At 34.1% G+C, this 16,635-nt stretch carries 13 protein-coding genes, 2 tRNA genes and 1 CRISPR repeat array; of the genes, 11 read left to right on the forward strand and 4 right to left on the reverse strand.

The features are described 5' to 3' along the window. From HPY79_08530 to HPY79_08545, 4 genes are read left to right on the forward strand one after another with little or no spacing between them, the layout of a single operon-like run. Positions 1-984: a VWA domain-containing protein gene (locus tag HPY79_08530; GenBank protein ID NSW45845.1), complete on the forward strand. Its 984-nt coding sequence runs from the start codon at positions 1-3 to the stop codon at positions 982-984. Between the two features lies 1 nt (position 985). Beyond that, positions 986-2,695, forward strand: coding sequence for a VWA domain-containing protein (locus tag HPY79_08535; GenBank protein NSW45846.1), 1,710 nt, complete (start codon positions 986-988; stop codon positions 2,693-2,695). 1 nt (position 2,696) lies between these two features. Further along, positions 2,697-4,517, forward strand: a complete 1,821-nt coding sequence (locus HPY79_08540) for a protein BatD (GenBank protein ID NSW45847.1) — start codon at positions 2,697-2,699, stop codon at positions 4,515-4,517. Between the two features lie 11 nt (positions 4,518-4,528). Continuing rightward, positions 4,529-5,290 carry a tetratricopeptide repeat protein gene (locus HPY79_08545; protein NSW45848.1) on the forward strand — a complete coding sequence of 254 codons (762 nt, stop codon included), beginning with the start codon at positions 4,529-4,531 and terminating at the stop codon, positions 5,288-5,290. 4 nt (positions 5,291-5,294) lie between these two features. Here the strand turns inward: HPY79_08545 and corA are convergent, their stop codons facing one another. The 4 genes from corA to folE all read right to left on the reverse strand — a co-directional run bounded on the left by corA (position 5,295) and on the right by folE (position 7,126). Next, positions 5,295-6,239 carry a magnesium/cobalt transporter CorA gene (corA, locus tag HPY79_08550; GenBank protein ID NSW45849.1) on the reverse strand — a complete coding sequence of 315 codons (945 nt, stop codon included), beginning with the start codon at positions 6,237-6,239 and terminating at the stop codon, positions 5,295-5,297. A gap of 33 nt (positions 6,240-6,272) precedes the next feature. Next, positions 6,273-6,345, reverse strand: a tRNA-Gly gene (locus tag HPY79_08555). Between the two features lie 7 nt (positions 6,346-6,352). Next, a tRNA-Thr gene (locus HPY79_08560) sits at positions 6,353-6,425 on the reverse strand. A 71-nt stretch (positions 6,426-6,496) separates the two neighbouring features. Further along, complete coding sequence (gene folE / locus HPY79_08565; protein ID NSW45850.1) at positions 6,497-7,126, reverse strand: GTP cyclohydrolase I FolE; 630 nt, start codon at positions 7,124-7,126, stop codon at positions 6,497-6,499. A gap of 337 nt (positions 7,127-7,463) precedes the next feature. Here folE and HPY79_08570 point away from each other — a divergent pair, with 337 nt between their 5' ends. The 7 genes from HPY79_08570 to HPY79_08600 are packed head-to-tail and all read left to right on the forward strand — an operon-like array spanning position 7,464 to position 15,402. Continuing rightward, positions 7,464-8,270: a ParA family protein gene (locus tag HPY79_08570; protein NSW45851.1), complete on the forward strand. Its 807-nt coding sequence runs from the start codon at positions 7,464-7,466 to the stop codon at positions 8,268-8,270. After that, positions 8,267-9,130, forward strand: coding sequence for a ParB/RepB/Spo0J family partition protein (locus HPY79_08575; protein NSW45852.1), 864 nt, complete (start codon positions 8,267-8,269; stop codon positions 9,128-9,130). Before HPY79_08570 ends, HPY79_08575 begins: the two co-directional genes overlap by 4 nt. Before the next feature lie 6 nt (positions 9,131-9,136). Next, positions 9,137-9,688 (forward strand): hypothetical protein, encoded by a 552-nt coding sequence (locus HPY79_08580; GenBank protein ID NSW45853.1) that lies wholly within the window; start codon positions 9,137-9,139, stop codon positions 9,686-9,688. A gap of 27 nt (positions 9,689-9,715) precedes the next feature. Beyond that, a complete protein-coding gene (locus HPY79_08585) occupies positions 9,716-11,248 on the forward strand; it encodes a LysM peptidoglycan-binding domain-containing protein (GenBank protein NSW45854.1) in 1,533 nt (510 codons plus the stop codon). 10 nt (positions 11,249-11,258) lie between these two features. Next, positions 11,259-12,680 (forward strand): hypothetical protein, encoded by a 1,422-nt coding sequence (locus tag HPY79_08590; GenBank protein NSW45855.1) that lies wholly within the window; start codon positions 11,259-11,261, stop codon positions 12,678-12,680. Further along, entirely contained in the window at positions 12,677-13,888 is a 1,212-nt protein-coding gene (locus HPY79_08595) for a hypothetical protein (protein NSW45856.1), read from the forward strand. Before HPY79_08590 ends, HPY79_08595 begins: the two co-directional genes overlap by 4 nt. Beyond that, entirely contained in the window at positions 13,885-15,402 is a 1,518-nt protein-coding gene (locus HPY79_08600) for an MBOAT family protein (GenBank protein ID NSW45857.1), read from the forward strand. The genes HPY79_08595 and HPY79_08600 overlap by 4 nt, the downstream gene beginning before the upstream one ends. Before the next feature lie 498 nt (positions 15,403-15,900). Then, positions 15,901-16,310: direct repeats of the CRISPR family, unit length 38 nt; unit sequence GTCTTAATCCTTGTTTTAATGGACAATGTACTACGACA. Positions 16,311-16,635: the final 325 nt, after the last annotated feature.

Consider the following 16,635-nt stretch of genomic DNA (forward strand, 5'->3'; position numbering starts at 1 on the left):
ATTACCTTTGCTCATCCCTACTGGTTTATTCTAATCATCATTCCTATTTTGATGATATTCTGGTATATATTCAAAAGAAACACCGTAGCCCCATCACTCATATTAAGCACAGCACCTATTTTGTTTAAACAAAAAAATAATTATAAAATTGTTTTGAAACATCTATTATTTGGTTTACAAATTATCGCTTTAATTTTAATCATTATAGCCTTAGCAAGGCCTCAATCATCGAACAATTTACAAGATATCGAAACCGAAGGAATTGACATTGTACTTTCGCTCGACGTTTCGGGTAGTATGTTAGCACGCGACTTTAAACCCGACCGGTTAGAAGCGAGTAAAGATATAGCTGCCGAATTTATAAACAACCGTCCTAACGACCGCATTGGGCTTGTTATTTTTAGTGCCACTAGCTTTACTCAATGTCCCTTAACAACCGACCACGCAGCACTTATAAATTTATTTAAAGGCGTTAAATATGGCTTTCTCGAAGACGGAACCGCTATTGGCGACGGTTTATCGACAGCCATACTCCGCATTAAAGATAGTAATGCTAAAAGCAAAGTTATTATTTTACTTACCGATGGTGTAAATAATTCTGGTTCTATTGATCCCATTACAGCAGCAGAAATTGCAAAAACATATGATATTCGCGTTTATACAATTGGCGTAGGAACTCTTGGGCAAGCCCCCTACCCTGTTCAAACACCTTTTGGAACACAACTTCAAATGATGAAAGTTGAAATTGATGAACCTGTATTAAAACAAATTGCTCAAATTACCGGAGGCAAATATTTTCGTGCCACTAGCAACGATAAACTACGTCAAATCTACAACGAAATAGATAAAATGGAAAAAACTAAAATACTTGTTCACGAATATAAAAAGAAAAAAGAAGAATTTTATCCCTTTACGCTTATTGCATCGATTATTTTTATTTCAATTTCAATTTTTAATGTTTCACTTCTAAAAAAATTACCGTAATATGTTTAGGTTTGGACATCCTTGGTTGATTTGGGTTATGGTAGTTGTAATACCCATTCTTATAATTTTATATCTATGGTATCATTTTCGCCAACAAAAAAAATGGAAATCTTTTGCCGACGAACAAAATCTAAATGCAATTTTACCCGATTTAGCCCTCTCACGAAAACATATTAAGTTTATTGCACTTTTATTGGGCTTAGCATTTCTTCTTTTTGCTGCTGCCGATCCACAAATTGGAAGTAAAATAAGTAAGGTTAAGAAAAAAGGAGTTGAAGTTATAATTGCACTCGATGTTTCGAATTCTATGCTAGCCGAAGACGTTTACCCCAATCGATTAGAGGCAGCTAAAATGGCATTAGAAAAACTCATCGACCGCCTCGACGAAAATAGAATAGGACTTATTGTATTTGCTGGCGATGCATTTGTACAATTACCTATAACCAGCGACTATGTTTCGGCCAAAATGTTTCTTTCGTCTATTAGTCCCGCTTTAGTCCCAGTTCAAGGCACCAACATTGCTGCTGCTATAGAATTGGCTACTAAATCATTCTCATCAAAAGAAAAAGAAAAAAACAAAGTTCTGATCATTATATCTGATGGCGAAGACCACGAACAAGGTGCTATTGACATAGCCTCAGAAGCATCAAAACAAGGCATCATTATTCATACAATTGGCATGGGAAAACCCGAAGGTGCCCCTATTCCCATTATCAATAAATTTGGCAAAAAAGACTATAAAATCGATAAAGATGGCAATGTAATCATTACAAAAACTAACGATGCACTCATGCAACAAATTGCATCGTCTGCCAATGGAGTTTACGTTAGAGCACAAAATTCATCAACCATTTTAAACGAAATTATTAGCCGTATTGAAAAATTATCGTCAAAAGAAAGCGAAGCTGAACATTATTCAGAGTTCGATCATCAATATCAATACCCACTTATTATGGCTTTTTTATTATTTATTTTCGAATTTTTCTTTATAGAACGAAAAACACAAAATTCATTATTACAATGGCTAAAAAAACTTAATCCCAAAACATTAACTATCATTTTATTACTAATTTCATTTAGTTTATCTGCTCAAAACTATAAAAAAGAATTGCGTCAAGGGACGAATTTATATCTAAAAAATAAATACAAAGAATCAGAAGTCGCTTTCAGAAAAGCATATAAACTCAACCCCAACGAATTTAAAACACCTTTTAATTTAGGCGACGCACTTTATAAACAAGAAAAATTCGAAGAAGCTGAAAAACTATATCAAGAAGCACAAAATAAAACAAAAAACTCAACCGACCAAGCCAAAGCTTTTCACAATTTAGGAAACACTTATTTGATGCAAAAAAAATTAGACGAAAGTATTGAAGCATATAAAAATGCACTGCGTAAAAATCCTAACGACACACAAACCAAATATAACCTATCGTATGCACTACACTTAAAAAAACAACAAGAACAACAAAATAAAAATCAAAATAATAAAAACCAGCAACAACAGCAACAAAATCAACAACAACAGCAAAATCAACAACAAAACAAAGACAAGCAAAATCAACAGCAACAACCACAGAATCAAAAAATATCTAAAGAAGATGCAGAGCGTATGCTTCAAGCACTTCAAAACGATGAACAAAATAGGCAAGATAAAAAAAGACAAGAGCAAATTATAATGGGAAAACGTAAAATAGAAAAAGATTGGTAATATGAAACAAATAATAACCTTATTCTTATTTCTTTTAACGAACTTTCTTGCAACTTCGCAAGAAGTTCGTATAACAGCTCAAGCTCCGACAACGGTAGCCACAGGCGCAACATTTCGATATACCGTCAATGTGAATGCCCGACCCTCAAATTTTAAAGGTCCCAATTTTGGAGAATTTAATGTAATTATGGGACCAAGTACCTCATCAAGTTCAAGTATTAGTATAGTTAACGGACAAGTGAGCCAAGACATTTCATATTCCTATTCTTATGTTCTTAGTGCCGATAAAGAAGGCAAATATACCATTTCACCCGCTGAAGCAATAGTGAACGGAAAAACTTATAAATCTAATGCTATAACAATTGAAGTGGTTAAAGGCAACACCAATGTTGCTAATCAAAACAATCGGTCAAATTATAACTATGATAACGACAACTATTCACAACCCGCAAACGTTAGCAACGAAGATGTTTTTATACGTGTTAATGTCAACAAAACAAACGTATATCAAGGAGAACAATTAGTAGCATCGGTATATATATACACAAGACTAAATATTGTTGGCTTTGAAGATATAAAATTTCCTAACATGAATGGTTTTTGGAGCGAAGACCTCGAAAACCCCAATCAAATAAATTTAAAGCAAGAATATATCAATGGTCAATTATATGGAGTTGGCTTATTGAAAAGAGTTATACTAAGCCCAACACGTTCAGGAAAATTGACTATCGACCCTGTACAAGCAACCATTATGGTTCAACAAAAAGTACAAAGTCGTCGTAGAAGCATTTTTGATGATTTTTTTGGAACCTATCAAAATGTATCTAAAAAATTGGTGAGCCCAACCATCACCATCTATGTTAAACCACTTCCCGAAAACAAACCTCAACCTTTTAGTGGAGGTGTTGGATCGTTTAATTTAGAATCGCACGTTGACAATACTTCTGTAAAAATGAACGAAGCATTTACCTATAGTCTAAAACTTTCAGGTACTGGCAATATAAAACTTATCGATATTCCTAAACCTAATTTTCCAAGCGATTTCGAAGTATACGACCCTAAAACAACAAATAATTATAGTATAAAAGATGGTCAATCGTCTGGCTCTAAAACAGTATCTTATATAATTATACCACGACATCATGGTAATTACACTATACCTGCATTCGATTTTCATTATTTCGACCTAAAAACCCGTAGTTATAAAACCATACACATCAACGAAGTTACTATTTCTGTTTCAAAAGACTCATCGTACAACGCAACTGCTGTTGTAAGCGAATTTGCTAAGAAAGATGTTAGCGTATTAGGAAGCGATATACGTTACATTAAAAACAAAGTAGAACCACTAAAACCTATTCATCAATATATTTGGGCTTCAACACTATTTAAAATGGTGTACCCTTTTAGCTTTTTATTACTTATTGTACTATTGTTTTTACGCCGTGAACAGATAAAACAAAGAGCCAATATTATGGCTATGCGCAACAAAAAAGCCAATCGTGTTGCAACCAAACGACTCAAACAAGCTCAAAAATGTATTAAAACGAACAACCAAAATCAATTTTACGAAGAAATTACCAAGGCTTTATGGGGTTATCTTAGCGATAAACTTATGATTCCTATAGCTGAATTTACACGCGAAAGTGCTATCGAAAAACTTAAAGAAAAAAATATCGAAAACGAAATCATTGATGAGCTTAATCAAATATTAGATAACTGCGAATATGCACGTTATGCACCCTCGGCCATTAACCAAAGTATTACAGAAATCTATAATAAAGCAGCTAAAACAATCAAAACATTGGAATCGTTAATTTAAATTTCTGGGCTATGAAAAAAATTGGGTTATTCATCCTGTTATTCAACATTATATACATTAGTTTTGCTAACAATCATTCGTTTAAACCAATGCTAGATAGTGCTTTTAAAGCATACCAAAAAGGAAATTATGAACAATGCATTCAATACTATCAAAAAATAGAGCAACAAGGTTACACCTCTGCTTATATGTATTACAATATGGGAAATGCTTTTTTTCGCTCAAACCAAATAGCTAAAGCCATTTTATACTATGAACGTGCATTACGACTTCATCCATCTGACCTTGATATTCAACATAATCTCCAATTTGCCAACACTTTTGTAACCGATAAAATTACTGAACTACCAAAACCTTTTTATACAAACTGGTTCAACTCATTAATCAACCTTTTTTCAGCTAATTTATGGGCATGGATTTCGTTAATCTCCTTTTTGCTGCTATTAGCATTCATTTATGTTAATTTTCTTACTTCAATAGATTGGTTATTAAAAGCAGTTAAAATTTCTATTGTTTTATTAATTATCATTTTTAGTATATCAACGATATCGGCTTATGCCACATACCATAAACAAGTATCGCAAAACGAAGCCATTGTAATGGCTGATGCCTTAGAAGTTAAAAGCTCTCCCGATGAAAAAGGAACCACTTTATTTGTTATTCACGAAGGAACCAAAATAACCATCACCGATGAGTTCGAAAATTGGGTAGAAATTCGCTTAGCCGATGGTAATACAGGTTGGATTAAACAAAGCGATATTGAAATAATTTAAATATTTATAACCACTTACGTTTTTTAAATAATGCAAGGGTAATACCCACTGAAATTAACATAAGTAAAATAGCAAAGGGATAGCCATACCTCCACTTTATTTCAGGCATATGATGAAAATTCATGCCATACATACTTGCGATGAGTGTGGGTGGCATAAATATAACAGTAGCTACCGTAAAAATTTTAATAATTTTATTCTGTTCAACATTAATAAGACCTAAAACCGTATTTTGTAAATAATCGAGTCGTTGAAAACTAAATGCAGTATAATCTAACAACGAACCAATATCTTTGAGCATAATACGCACTTTATTATGCATCTCAACGGGAAACGAGTCACTTTTTAAAATAGAAGATAAAACACGCTGTTTATCGACAATATTTTCTCGAATCAACATAGTATCTTCTTGGTATTTCGATATCTGTACAAGCAATTCTTCAGAAAGCTTGTTTTGCATTAAGGTAGACGATATCGAAGCTATTTCTTTTACAATCGACTCAATTAAATCGGCATCAAGATCGATGCGTATTTCGAGAATAGTAAGAAATGTATGAAAAGCATCGGATATACGTGTGTTAAATTCCATTCGCTTATACATTTCGGCAAAGGTTCGAAGCTCAGCGTTACGGTACGAAACCAATATATTATTTTTAATGATAAACGAAACCGGTTCTCGACGAAACTCACTATCGTATGGAATTAAAAAGTGAGAGTTATTAACAATAAGTTCATTGGTTTCAAAATAACGCGACGACACCTCAATTTCTTCAATCTCTTGACGTGTTTGAAGTGTTATATTGCAAAGTTCCTCAGTTTTTATTCGTTCATCGTATGAAGGTTGAATAAGGTCAATCCAAATAATGTTTTCTTTAGGAATTTGCATCAAACCATCGGTGCTCTGGTGCAATAAGATTCGGTCGTTTTCTTTGTAAAAAATATTTACCATTGGTAGTAATTTTAATTGCACCTTTGATTTGTGAGCGGGAAACGGGATTCGAACCCGCGACCCTTAGCTTGGGAAGCTAATGCTCTGCCAACTGAGCTATTCCCGCTTTTAAGAGCCTCTCACGGGACTTGAACCCGCGACCTGCGGTTTACGAAACCGCTGCTCTACCGACTGAGCTAAAGAGGCATTTCGGACTGCAAATTTAAGAAATTATTTTGTACGTCATTTATCTTTTTTGTAAAATTTATAATCATAGCTTAATGTAATTTTTGGCCAATTAAATGCAAAAATTCTGAACGTGTAGGTTCTTTTAAAAAAACACCAGAAAAATCGCTCGTAGTAGTTACACTGTTTTGCTTTTGAATACCACGCATCATCATACATAAGTGCTGTGCTTCAATAACAACCCCCACACCCAACGGATTTAAAGTTTGTTGAATACATTCCTTAATTTGAGTAGTGAGTCTTTCTTGAACTTGCAAACGACGAGCAAAGGCATCGACTACTCGAGCTATTTTACTTAACCCGGTTATATAGCCATTTGGAATATAAGCTACATGAGCCTTACCAAAAAATGGTATCATATGATGTTCGCACATAGAATATATTTCTATGTTTTTAACAATGACCATTTGACGATAATCTTCTTTAAACTTAGCCGAATTTAAAATTTCTTCCGGTTTTAAATGATAACCATGCGTTAAAAACTGAATAGCTTTTGCCACTCGCTCAGGAGTTTTTTCTAAACCCTCGCGGTTTGGATTTTCGCCCACTAAACCTAATATCCAACGATAATGCTCAGACAAAGCATAAGTTACCGATTCATTATACAATTCAATTTTAGCAAAACCTTCTTGTTCTGTTGGATCAAAATCATCTATTTTCATGTGTAAATATTTTTTATTTTAAAATTATCTCGTCTATATGACGGTTGGCTATTTCATATTTTTTTTAAGAAACAAAGTAAAGCAATTATTTATAAAATTAAAAGAAGATTTTTAAGTAATGACTAAATCTAAAAATAACGATATATAAAACAAAATTTCTTTAAAAAAGTATTATTCCAATTTTTTAATTTTCAAATGATCAAATATAAAATGGCACCTCCATCCTACTTAGTTATTAACATAAACAAAATTTTGTTGAAAAACTAAGCATTTTTTTAGCTATAAAATGCCAAATTCAACTTATTTTTGCAAGTTTAAAACTAATCACTAGCAAACAATGTCAAAAGTAATAGCATTAGCAAATCAGAAAGGCGGAGTAGGAAAAACAACCACAGCCATAAACTTAGCTGCAAGTTTAGCTATTTTAGAATACAAAGTGTTAATAGTAGATGCCGACCCGCAAGCCAATGCCACATCGGGTTTAGGATTCGATTTAAAAAATATTAAAACAAGCATCTATGAATGCCTAATTGAAGAAGTTCATCCCAAAAATATTGTACTCGAAACCGAAATACCGGGCTTGCATCTTATTCCATCACACATCGACTTAGTAGGTGCCGAAATAGAAATGCTCAACCAACCCAATCGCGAGAAAATGATGAAAGCTACCATCGATAAAATTAAAGACGACTACGATATTGTTCTTATCGATTGTAGCCCATCGCTAGGTTTAATTACTGTAAATGCTCTTACTGCTGCTAACTCGGTTATTATTCCTGTACAATGCGAATATTTTGCTTTAGAAGGTATTGGCAAACTGTTGAACACCATTAAAATAATCCAAAGTCGCCTTAATCCTTCATTACAAATCGAAGGCTTTTTACTCACGATGTATGATTCACGTCTAAATTTATCGAACCAGGTTGTACAAGAAGTAAAAAAACATTTTCAAAACATGGTATTTACCAGCATAATACCTCGAAATGTAAAACTTGGCGAAGCTCCCAGCTTTGGTAAACCTGTTATTCTATACGATGCCAATAGTAGCGGAGCCGTTAGCTATTTAAACTTAGCTCGCGAAGTATTACAAAAAAATAATTTAACCCGAGTAGCCAACGAAGATAAAATAATTGATAACGTATGAATGCCAAAAAAAATGCTTTAGGTCGTGGCTTAGGAGCTCTTATCTCCGATGCCGAAACTAAACCTGCAGCCGTATCAGAAATACCTATTGAGTACATAGAACCCAATCCTTTTCAGCCAAGAACTGAATTCAACGAAGATGCATTACAAGAACTTTGCGAATCGATAAAACAACTTGGTGTAATACAGCCCATTACTGTTCGCAAAATAAACGAAAACAAGTATCAGCTTATATCGGGCGAACGCCGATACAGAGCTTCTAAAATGGCAGGCTTAGACACCATTCCTGCTTATGTTCGCGAAGCCAACGACCAAGAAATGCTCGAAATGGCCTTGGTTGAAAATATACACCGCCAAGATCTCGACCCTATCGAAATAGCCATTAGCTATCAACGACTCATTGACGAATGCCAGCTCACACAAGAGCAACTAAGCGAACGCGTTGGCAAAAATCGCTCTACAGTAGCAAATTTTTTGCGATTGCTCAAACTTTCTCCCGAAATTCAGGCCGGTCTCCGACAAGGAAAAATATCGGTTGGGCACGCCCGTGCACTTATTAACATCGACGACGAAGAAACACAAAAAATGATCTATCATCAAATTTTACGCTACGACTTTTCCGTTCGTAAAGTTGAAGATATTGTTCGCGAACTTAATTTGTCTGAAAAATCATCAACCAAAACAATTATACATTACAAACGCACTAAAGAATTGAAAAATATTCGCGAAAATATAGCTCAAAACCTATCATGTAAAGTCGATTTAAAAAAGACATCCGAAGGCAGTGGAAAAATTATTTTACATTTCGAAAACGAAGTAGAATTTGAGCATTTAATTAATGTTTTATCTCAAAAAAAATAAAACTCAATGCACAAAAGTCTTTGCTTGCTCATACTAACTTATGCCATATTAGCACAAGGCTTTTCGCAAAAATTATCGAACGACACTTTAAAAAGACAACATTCGCCTAAACTTGCTGCTACTTTATCGACCGTTTTACCCGGACTCGGACAAGCATATAATAAAAAATACTGGAAAATACCCATTGTTTATGCTGGTATAGGTTCGCTTGCCTATCTTACAATAAGAAATAACAATTACTATCAAGATTTTAAAAAAGCTTATAAAACTCTTTATGAAACAAACCCTTCGGGATTTTATAATATGTACAACACCACCTATACTTTATCAGGACTTGAGGCAGGAAAAAATTACTATCGACGCTACCGCGATATGTATGCTATTTTCACAGTCGGAGTTTATGTACTCAATATTGTTGACGCCGCTGTTGACGGTTATTTATTCGATTTCGATGTCAGCGACGATTTGTCGTTAAAAATACAACCCGATATTTTACCCATAGCCCAAACAAATACCATAGGAACTGGATTTAAAATTTGTTTAAACATTGAAAAATAACTAATATTACAGCTTAAAAATTGAATTATGGGGCGACGTTTAATTGTTATACTATTTGTAATTCTGAACTTAAGTATTTTTGCTCAAAACGATACCATTATTAGCGATGCCGACGCTGATTTTAAAGAATTTGAAGCATTTACCGACAGCCTTTTACAATTATGGTACAAACAAAATGCTCCTTTTAATAAAGACCTAGAACAAGATTTTTTTAAAAATGATACGGCACAAGCACCTTATTTTTCTGACGAGGTATTATTAACGCAACTCAACCGAATGAACACATATATAGAAATGACTTATAATAACATTACCAAACAATATATAGACTTTTACGCACGTAAACGACGCAACCTTGTATCGTATATGCTTGGTAATAGCGAATATTATTTTCCATTTTTTGAAGAAGCTCTTGATAGGTATGGACTCCCTCTTGAATTAAAATATTTACCTGTTATAGAATCGGCTCTTAATCCTAGAGCTTATAGCCGCGCTAGAGCTGTGGGCTTATGGCAATTTATTTTACCCACAGCCAAATTATATAAACTTAATGCTACATCGTTTATTGACGAACGTATGGATGTGATTAAAGCTTCTGATGCCGCAGCACGTTATTTACGCGACTTATACAATGTTTTCCAAGACTGGCATTTGGCGATTGCAGCTTACAATTGTGGACCAGGAAATATAAATCGAGCTATTAAACGCTCAGGTAAAACCACATATTGGGGCATGTACAACTATCTACCCCGCGAAACTCGTGGCTATGTTCCTGCTTTTATTGCTGCCGCTTACACTTTTCATTATTATAAAGAATTAAATATCACACCACGAAAAACATATTTACCCAATAAAGTTGATACTATTTATGTGCACAAAATGCTGCATTTACGACAAGTATCAGAAAAATTAAATATCCCTTTTGAATTATTACAACTACTTAATCCACAATATAAAAAAGATATTATACCCGCATTACCCGAACAACCTCTACCCCTTTATTTGCCTATTGAATACATCAACAATTTTATTGCCCTTGGCGATTCTATTTACAAATATAAAGATACTTTGCTCTTTAAATCGATTCGACCCAGTTTATATGCATCAAACTCATCGTCAGCTTACGAAGAAGTGGCCATCTATCATAAAGTAAAAAAAGGCGAAACCATTGCAACTATTGCAAAAAAATATCACGTTTCAGTTAGTGAATTACGATCATGGAATAATATCCGAAGCAAAAAACCATTAAAAACAGGTCGTAACTTAGTTATTTTTGTAACACGTAAAAAGAAAGAAAATCCAACTAATTTAAATAATTCTTTATCTAACGATACTTTAAATTCTTCAACATCTATTAACCCAACCGATACTACAAAACCATTACTCCCAACACCCCAACCATCGCAAAAACCTAATACTCACATTGTAAAACGAGGCGATACCTTATATTCTATTGCTAAAATGTATGATATTACACTTGATGAATTATGCAAAGCAAATAACCTCAAAAACACCTCACCTATAAAAGTAGGACAAAAACTATCATTACCTGCTAAATAAAAAATGCCATATGTTTAAGCCTATATATACGTTTTTACTATTATTGGCTATTTTTTTGTTTTTTTTTATTTTATCACTATTACCTATTCCATCAAAATTTTATTTAAATCAGATTGAAATTAAAATTCCAAAACTCAACTTATCATTTCAAACAAAAGTACCTACAACCAACAAAAAAGCAAAACTTATAATTCAGTCATTCAATACACCCGATACCATCACAAATACAGATACCACCGTAAGTTTAATTACCTTACCTGTAAGTCAATCTATTGAGTACCCAGATAGCAATAGTTCAAGCTTAAATTTATTTTTTAAAGCAATCGAATCTGAACCCAAAATACACATTTTGCATTATGGCGATAGTCAAATAGAGGGCGACCGCATTACGGGTTATATACGTCAACACTTTCAAACCAACTGGGGTGGATCGGGAGCTGGTTGTATTATTCCAGTTAAAGTTAATGGCATTGTACAAGCAATTGATGTTGAAAATAAAGGAAATTGGAAAAGATACACACTGTATGGAAATAAAAATAAAAAAATTAAACACCGCAAATACGGACCTTTACTACAATTTGTTCGTTATGCCCCAATTGCCGATTCACTCATTAACGATAGCATCATTTACGAAGCATCATTGATTTTTAAATCAAACAGTAATGCATATAGTTCTAATTTTAAATTTAATACGATTCAACTTTATTATGGTAACCTTAAACGACCTGTATTACTTCAATACTACGATGGCGATAATTTTATTGGGATGAAAACCTTAAACCCCACTCAGGCAGAACAAATTATATCATTAGATTTTGAACAACAACCCAAAGAAGTTGTATTAGAATTTGTGGGTAAAGATAGTCCCGATATATATGGTGTTAGCTTTGAATCGGCAAGAGGTATTTGGGTCGATAATGTACCTATGCGTGGTAGTTCGGGAACCGATATTGCAAGGGCTTCACTAGGTCATGTTGCAGCATTCTATAAAAACATAAATGTTAAATTGATTATTTATCAATTTGGTGTTAATGTAGTGCCCTATTTTTCCGACAATTATAACTTTTACGAACAATGGGTATATCAGCAATTGCATTTTTTAAAACAAGCCAACCCCGAAATGAGTATTTTGGTGGTGGGCGTTTCGGATATGTCGATGAATACCGACTCGGGATTGGTATCGTATCCTAATATTGAAGCCATTCGAGATGCTCAAAAAAGAGCCGCTTTTAAAGCAGGTTGCGCTTTTTGGGATACCTATCAAGCTATGGGTGGACGCAATTCAATGCCCGAATGGGTTAAATCTGGTTTTGCCGCCAAAGACTATACTCATTTTACACCTCAAGGAGCAAAAAAAATTGCTACCATGCTCTATAATGCCATTTATAACGATTACATCAAATTTAAAAAAATAAAAAAAATATCACTTTGAAAAAATATCTATACCATATTGCTCTGTTGTTTATGAGTATTGTTTTATATGCTCAAAATGATACGAACTCTTATCCTTTTCTACGTAATGATAGCAATATGTTTATTTTTTGGGGTAATCAGTGCAATTACGACAGCTTATTTTTAAAATTTAATGATTTGCAAATTACCGGTGAACATCAAATTCGCATTTTACACATTGGCGATTCGCATGTACAAGCCGACATCTTTACCAATCAGATACGTAAAAATTTTGCCAATACCTTTTTTCATCTACTGGGACCTCCATCTATTGCTTTCCCTTATGGTATTATTAAATCAAACAACCCCGTTACAGCAAAGCTTTTGTGCAACGGCAATTGGGAAGGGTTTACATTGGTCGGAAAATCGCAAGCACAATCATTACTTGGATTTACTGCCATTACACGCGATACTTGTCATTCAAAGCTTATGTTTACTATAAATAAGAGAGCTATTCAAAATGTTAGTTTTAATAAAATATTGCTTTTTACCAATAACGACAGCCTCAATACGGTATTGCACTCAGCTTCTGTAACAAAGCACCATTATTCGTTGCTCAACGATAGTATTGCCATACGACAATTCAATTTAAACAACTACCTCGATACCATTCATTTTGATATTCATTTAAAATCCGATTCTATACCATTTATTTTGTATGGACTTGTTGCCATGAACGATGATCCAGGAATTGTTTATCATTCATTAGGTTTTAACGGAGCCAAAGCTACCACCTTTTTAAATACTTTGCTCCCCGAATACATTAGAATTATGCAATACGATTGGGTTATCATTTCTTTAGGAACCAACGATTGTTATTTGGCAAAAATGGATAGTATATTAGCCTATCGGTCGTTTGAGCAACTTATACGAAACATCAAAAAACTTAATCCTCATGTACCCATTTTGCTTACAACTCCTATGGAGCATTATCGCAAACGAAAAATTTTAAACACGAATGTGGTTAAAATGAGGGACATATTATTGCAAGTTGCTAAAAATGAGCATTGTGCTGTTTGGGATTTGTATCGCGTTGCCGGTGGACATGGCAGCATGATGCAATGGTATCGCCATCGCTTAACTGCTGGTGATAAACTTCACCTAAATGCTAACGGATACCATCTTGTAGGAAATTTATTTTTCGAAGCATTTATGAATACTTATTTAAATGGCTTTTTAGTAGAATGAACGATTGGTTGATAAACATATTAACGTATCACGATAACGAGCCTTTGTTGTTTACACAACTCTATTTCTGGATATTTTTGGGCTTAGTCATGTTGGTTTATTCGTTTATATACAAACATAATACATGGCGTAATGCTTATTTATTTGTTGTTTCGTTGTTTTTTTATTATAAGTCGGGCGGATACTTTTTTTCGCTTTTAATTCTATCTACGCTCATCGACTACACGGCAGGGTTGATGATTGCTTCGACCCGCAAAAAGTTTAAACGCCGATTGTGGTTAATCATCAGCCTTGTTATGAATTTAGGCTTATTGGCATATTTCAAATATGCTTATTTCTTTACCGACTTAGTAAATCAATTGTTCGATACTCATTGGGAGGTAAATAATGTTTTGGCTCAATATACCAATAGCTGGTTTGGAACATCGTTCGATGTATCGACTATTATTTTGCCCGTAGGCATTTCGTTTTACACTTTCCAAACAATGAGCTATACCATTGATGTATATCGACGCAAACTAAAACCCGTAAAAAATATAGTTGATTTTGGCTTTTATGTTACTTTTTTTCCGCAATTAGTAGCCGGTCCTATTGTGCGAGCATCGGAATTTATACCGCAGTTGTTCCAAAAATATCAACTTACAAAAGCCGAATTTTCGTATGCTGTTTTTTTAATTCTGAATGGATTGATAAAAAAAATGCTCATCAGCGACTATATTTCGGTAAATTTTGTAGATAGAGTGTTCGATAATCCATCGGCTTTTTCGGGAGTAGAAAACCTATTGGCTGTTTATGGGTATGCCATACAAATTTATTGCGATTTTAGTGGATATACCGATATTGCCATTGGCGTTGCTTTGTTACTTGGCTTTCGACTTCCGGTTAATTTTAATTCTCCTTACAAAGCTACAAATATCACCGATTTTTGGCGACGCTGGCACATATCGTTGAGTTCGTGGCTGAGGGATTATTTGTATATTTCGCTGGGTGGCAACCGCAAAGGACGTGTACGCCAAAACATCAACCTTATGCTAACCATGTTGTTGGGTGGCTTATGGCATGGAGCACACCTTCGTTTTATTATTTGGGGCGGTATTCACGGATTATCGCTCATGCTCCACAAAGGCTTTATGCAAATGAAATGGGCTATACCTACCCAACGCTGGTGGGGACGCTTAATAAGTGTATTTATTACATTTAATTTGGTTTGCTTAACGTGGATTTTTTTCCGTGCAAGCGATATGCAAAATATAGGTATTATGTTTAAACAAATATTTACCTCGTTTCATGCCAGCATATTAGTCGATTTTACCAAAGCTTACCCAACAGTTATTTTTTTAATGATGCTGGCTTACGGTGTTCATTGGCTGCCAGCTTGGTTTAAAGAATGGTATCGAGGTGTGTTTATTAAAACACCTCTATGGTTAAAAATGATAATTGTTATTTTGGTTATTTTGGTGCTTTATCAAGCCAAATCGAGCAATATTCAGCCTTTTATTTATTTCCAGTTTTAGCAGTTTTGAGTTACTATCAATCATCAATTGGTGTAAATACAAGACCTTTGCAAAACTTTTTTTTGTCATTACGATTCGTCTCATGTAATTGAGAAGAAGCAATATAAATGATTGAACTTTTTATAGCAATAAACGAGTACGTTTTTTTTAGTTTTGCAAAGGGCTCAAAGTTGTCGAAGTCTTAATCCTTGTTTTTCCTATTGTAGCAAAAGGATTCGTCCGAATGCCAACTACAAAAAACACTACTCAGGAATTTAGTTCGCTTTGGCTCCTAAATTCCTATTCGGAACGAAAATGGACCATGTACTACGACACCCACATTTCCAAATTTCCTAATTTCCACATTACCATGTCTTAATCCTTGCGAAGTTCTTCCAAACAACGTTAGTTGTTGGTAGAATTTTAATGGACAATGCACGACGACACCCACATTTTCAAATTTCCTAATTTCCACATTACCACGTCTTAATCCTTGCGAAGTTCTTCCAAACAACGCTAGTTGTTGGTAAAATTTTAATGGACAATGTACTACGACAGTTTATGAAAAAGTTAATAGTAATAAGCAATCATGAGTCTTAATCCTTGTTTTAATGGACAATGTACTACGACACCATGTATTAAACGGCTATAAAAAAGCCGTAAGAGGTCTTAATCCTTGTTTTAATGGACAATGTACTACGACTTCTCTTCATTGAGAATGGTTCAATTATTGCAATGACGTCTTAATCCTTGTTTTAATGGACAATGTACTACGACAAAACAAAAAATTAATCGTGATTTCAAATCATGATCCGTCTTAATCCTTGTTTTAATGGACAATGTACTACGACATGTATGCAAAGATATTTGTACAATCGAATGTATAAAAAAGTCTTAATCCTTGTTTTAATGGACAATGTACTACGACATAATAATTATGTCGATTTGCCTAATCTCGAAACAATAAAAGGGTCTTAATCCTTGTTTTTCCTATTGTAGCAAAAGGATTCGTCCGAATGCCAACTACAAAAATCACTGCTCAGGAATTTAGTTTGCTTTGGCTCCTAAATTCCTATTCGGAACGAAAATGGACCATGTACTACGACACCCACATTTCCAAATTTCCTAATTTCCACATTACCACGTCTTAATCCTTGCGAAGTTCTTCCAAACAACGTTAGTTGTTGGTAGAATTTTAATGGACTATGCACGACGACACCCACATTTCCAAATTTCCTAATTTCCACATTACCA

The organism is Bacteroidales bacterium, from assembly GCA_013314715.1.
Classification (GTDB): Bacteria; Bacteroidota; Bacteroidia; order Bacteroidales; family GWA2-32-17; genus Ch61.

Excerpts from the sequence above, each read along its gene's own strand:
- HPY79_08535 (NSW45846.1), top strand. The coding sequence starts at position 986 with ATGTTTAGGTTTGGACATCCTTGGTTGATTTGGGTTATGGTAGTTGTA.
- HPY79_08540 (NSW45847.1), top strand. The coding sequence starts at position 2,697 with ATGAAACAAATAATAACCTTATTCTTATTTCTTTTAACGAACTTTCTT.
- HPY79_08545 (NSW45848.1), top strand. The coding sequence starts at position 4,529 with ATGAAAAAAATTGGGTTATTCATCCTGTTATTCAACATTATATACATT.
- corA (NSW45849.1), bottom strand. The coding sequence starts at position 6,239 with ATGGTAAATATTTTTTACAAAGAAAACGACCGAATCTTATTGCACCAG.
- folE (NSW45850.1), bottom strand. The coding sequence starts at position 7,126 with ATGAAAATAGATGATTTTGATCCAACAGAACAAGAAGGTTTTGCTAAA.
- HPY79_08570 (NSW45851.1), top strand. The coding sequence starts at position 7,464 with ATGTCAAAAGTAATAGCATTAGCAAATCAGAAAGGCGGAGTAGGAAAA.
- HPY79_08575 (NSW45852.1), top strand. The coding sequence starts at position 8,267 with ATGAATGCCAAAAAAAATGCTTTAGGTCGTGGCTTAGGAGCTCTTATC.
- HPY79_08580 (NSW45853.1), top strand. The coding sequence starts at position 9,137 with ATGCACAAAAGTCTTTGCTTGCTCATACTAACTTATGCCATATTAGCA.
- HPY79_08585 (NSW45854.1), top strand. The coding sequence starts at position 9,716 with ATGGGGCGACGTTTAATTGTTATACTATTTGTAATTCTGAACTTAAGT.
- HPY79_08590 (NSW45855.1), top strand. The coding sequence starts at position 11,259 with ATGTTTAAGCCTATATATACGTTTTTACTATTATTGGCTATTTTTTTG.
- HPY79_08600 (NSW45857.1), top strand. The coding sequence starts at position 13,885 with ATGAACGATTGGTTGATAAACATATTAACGTATCACGATAACGAGCCT.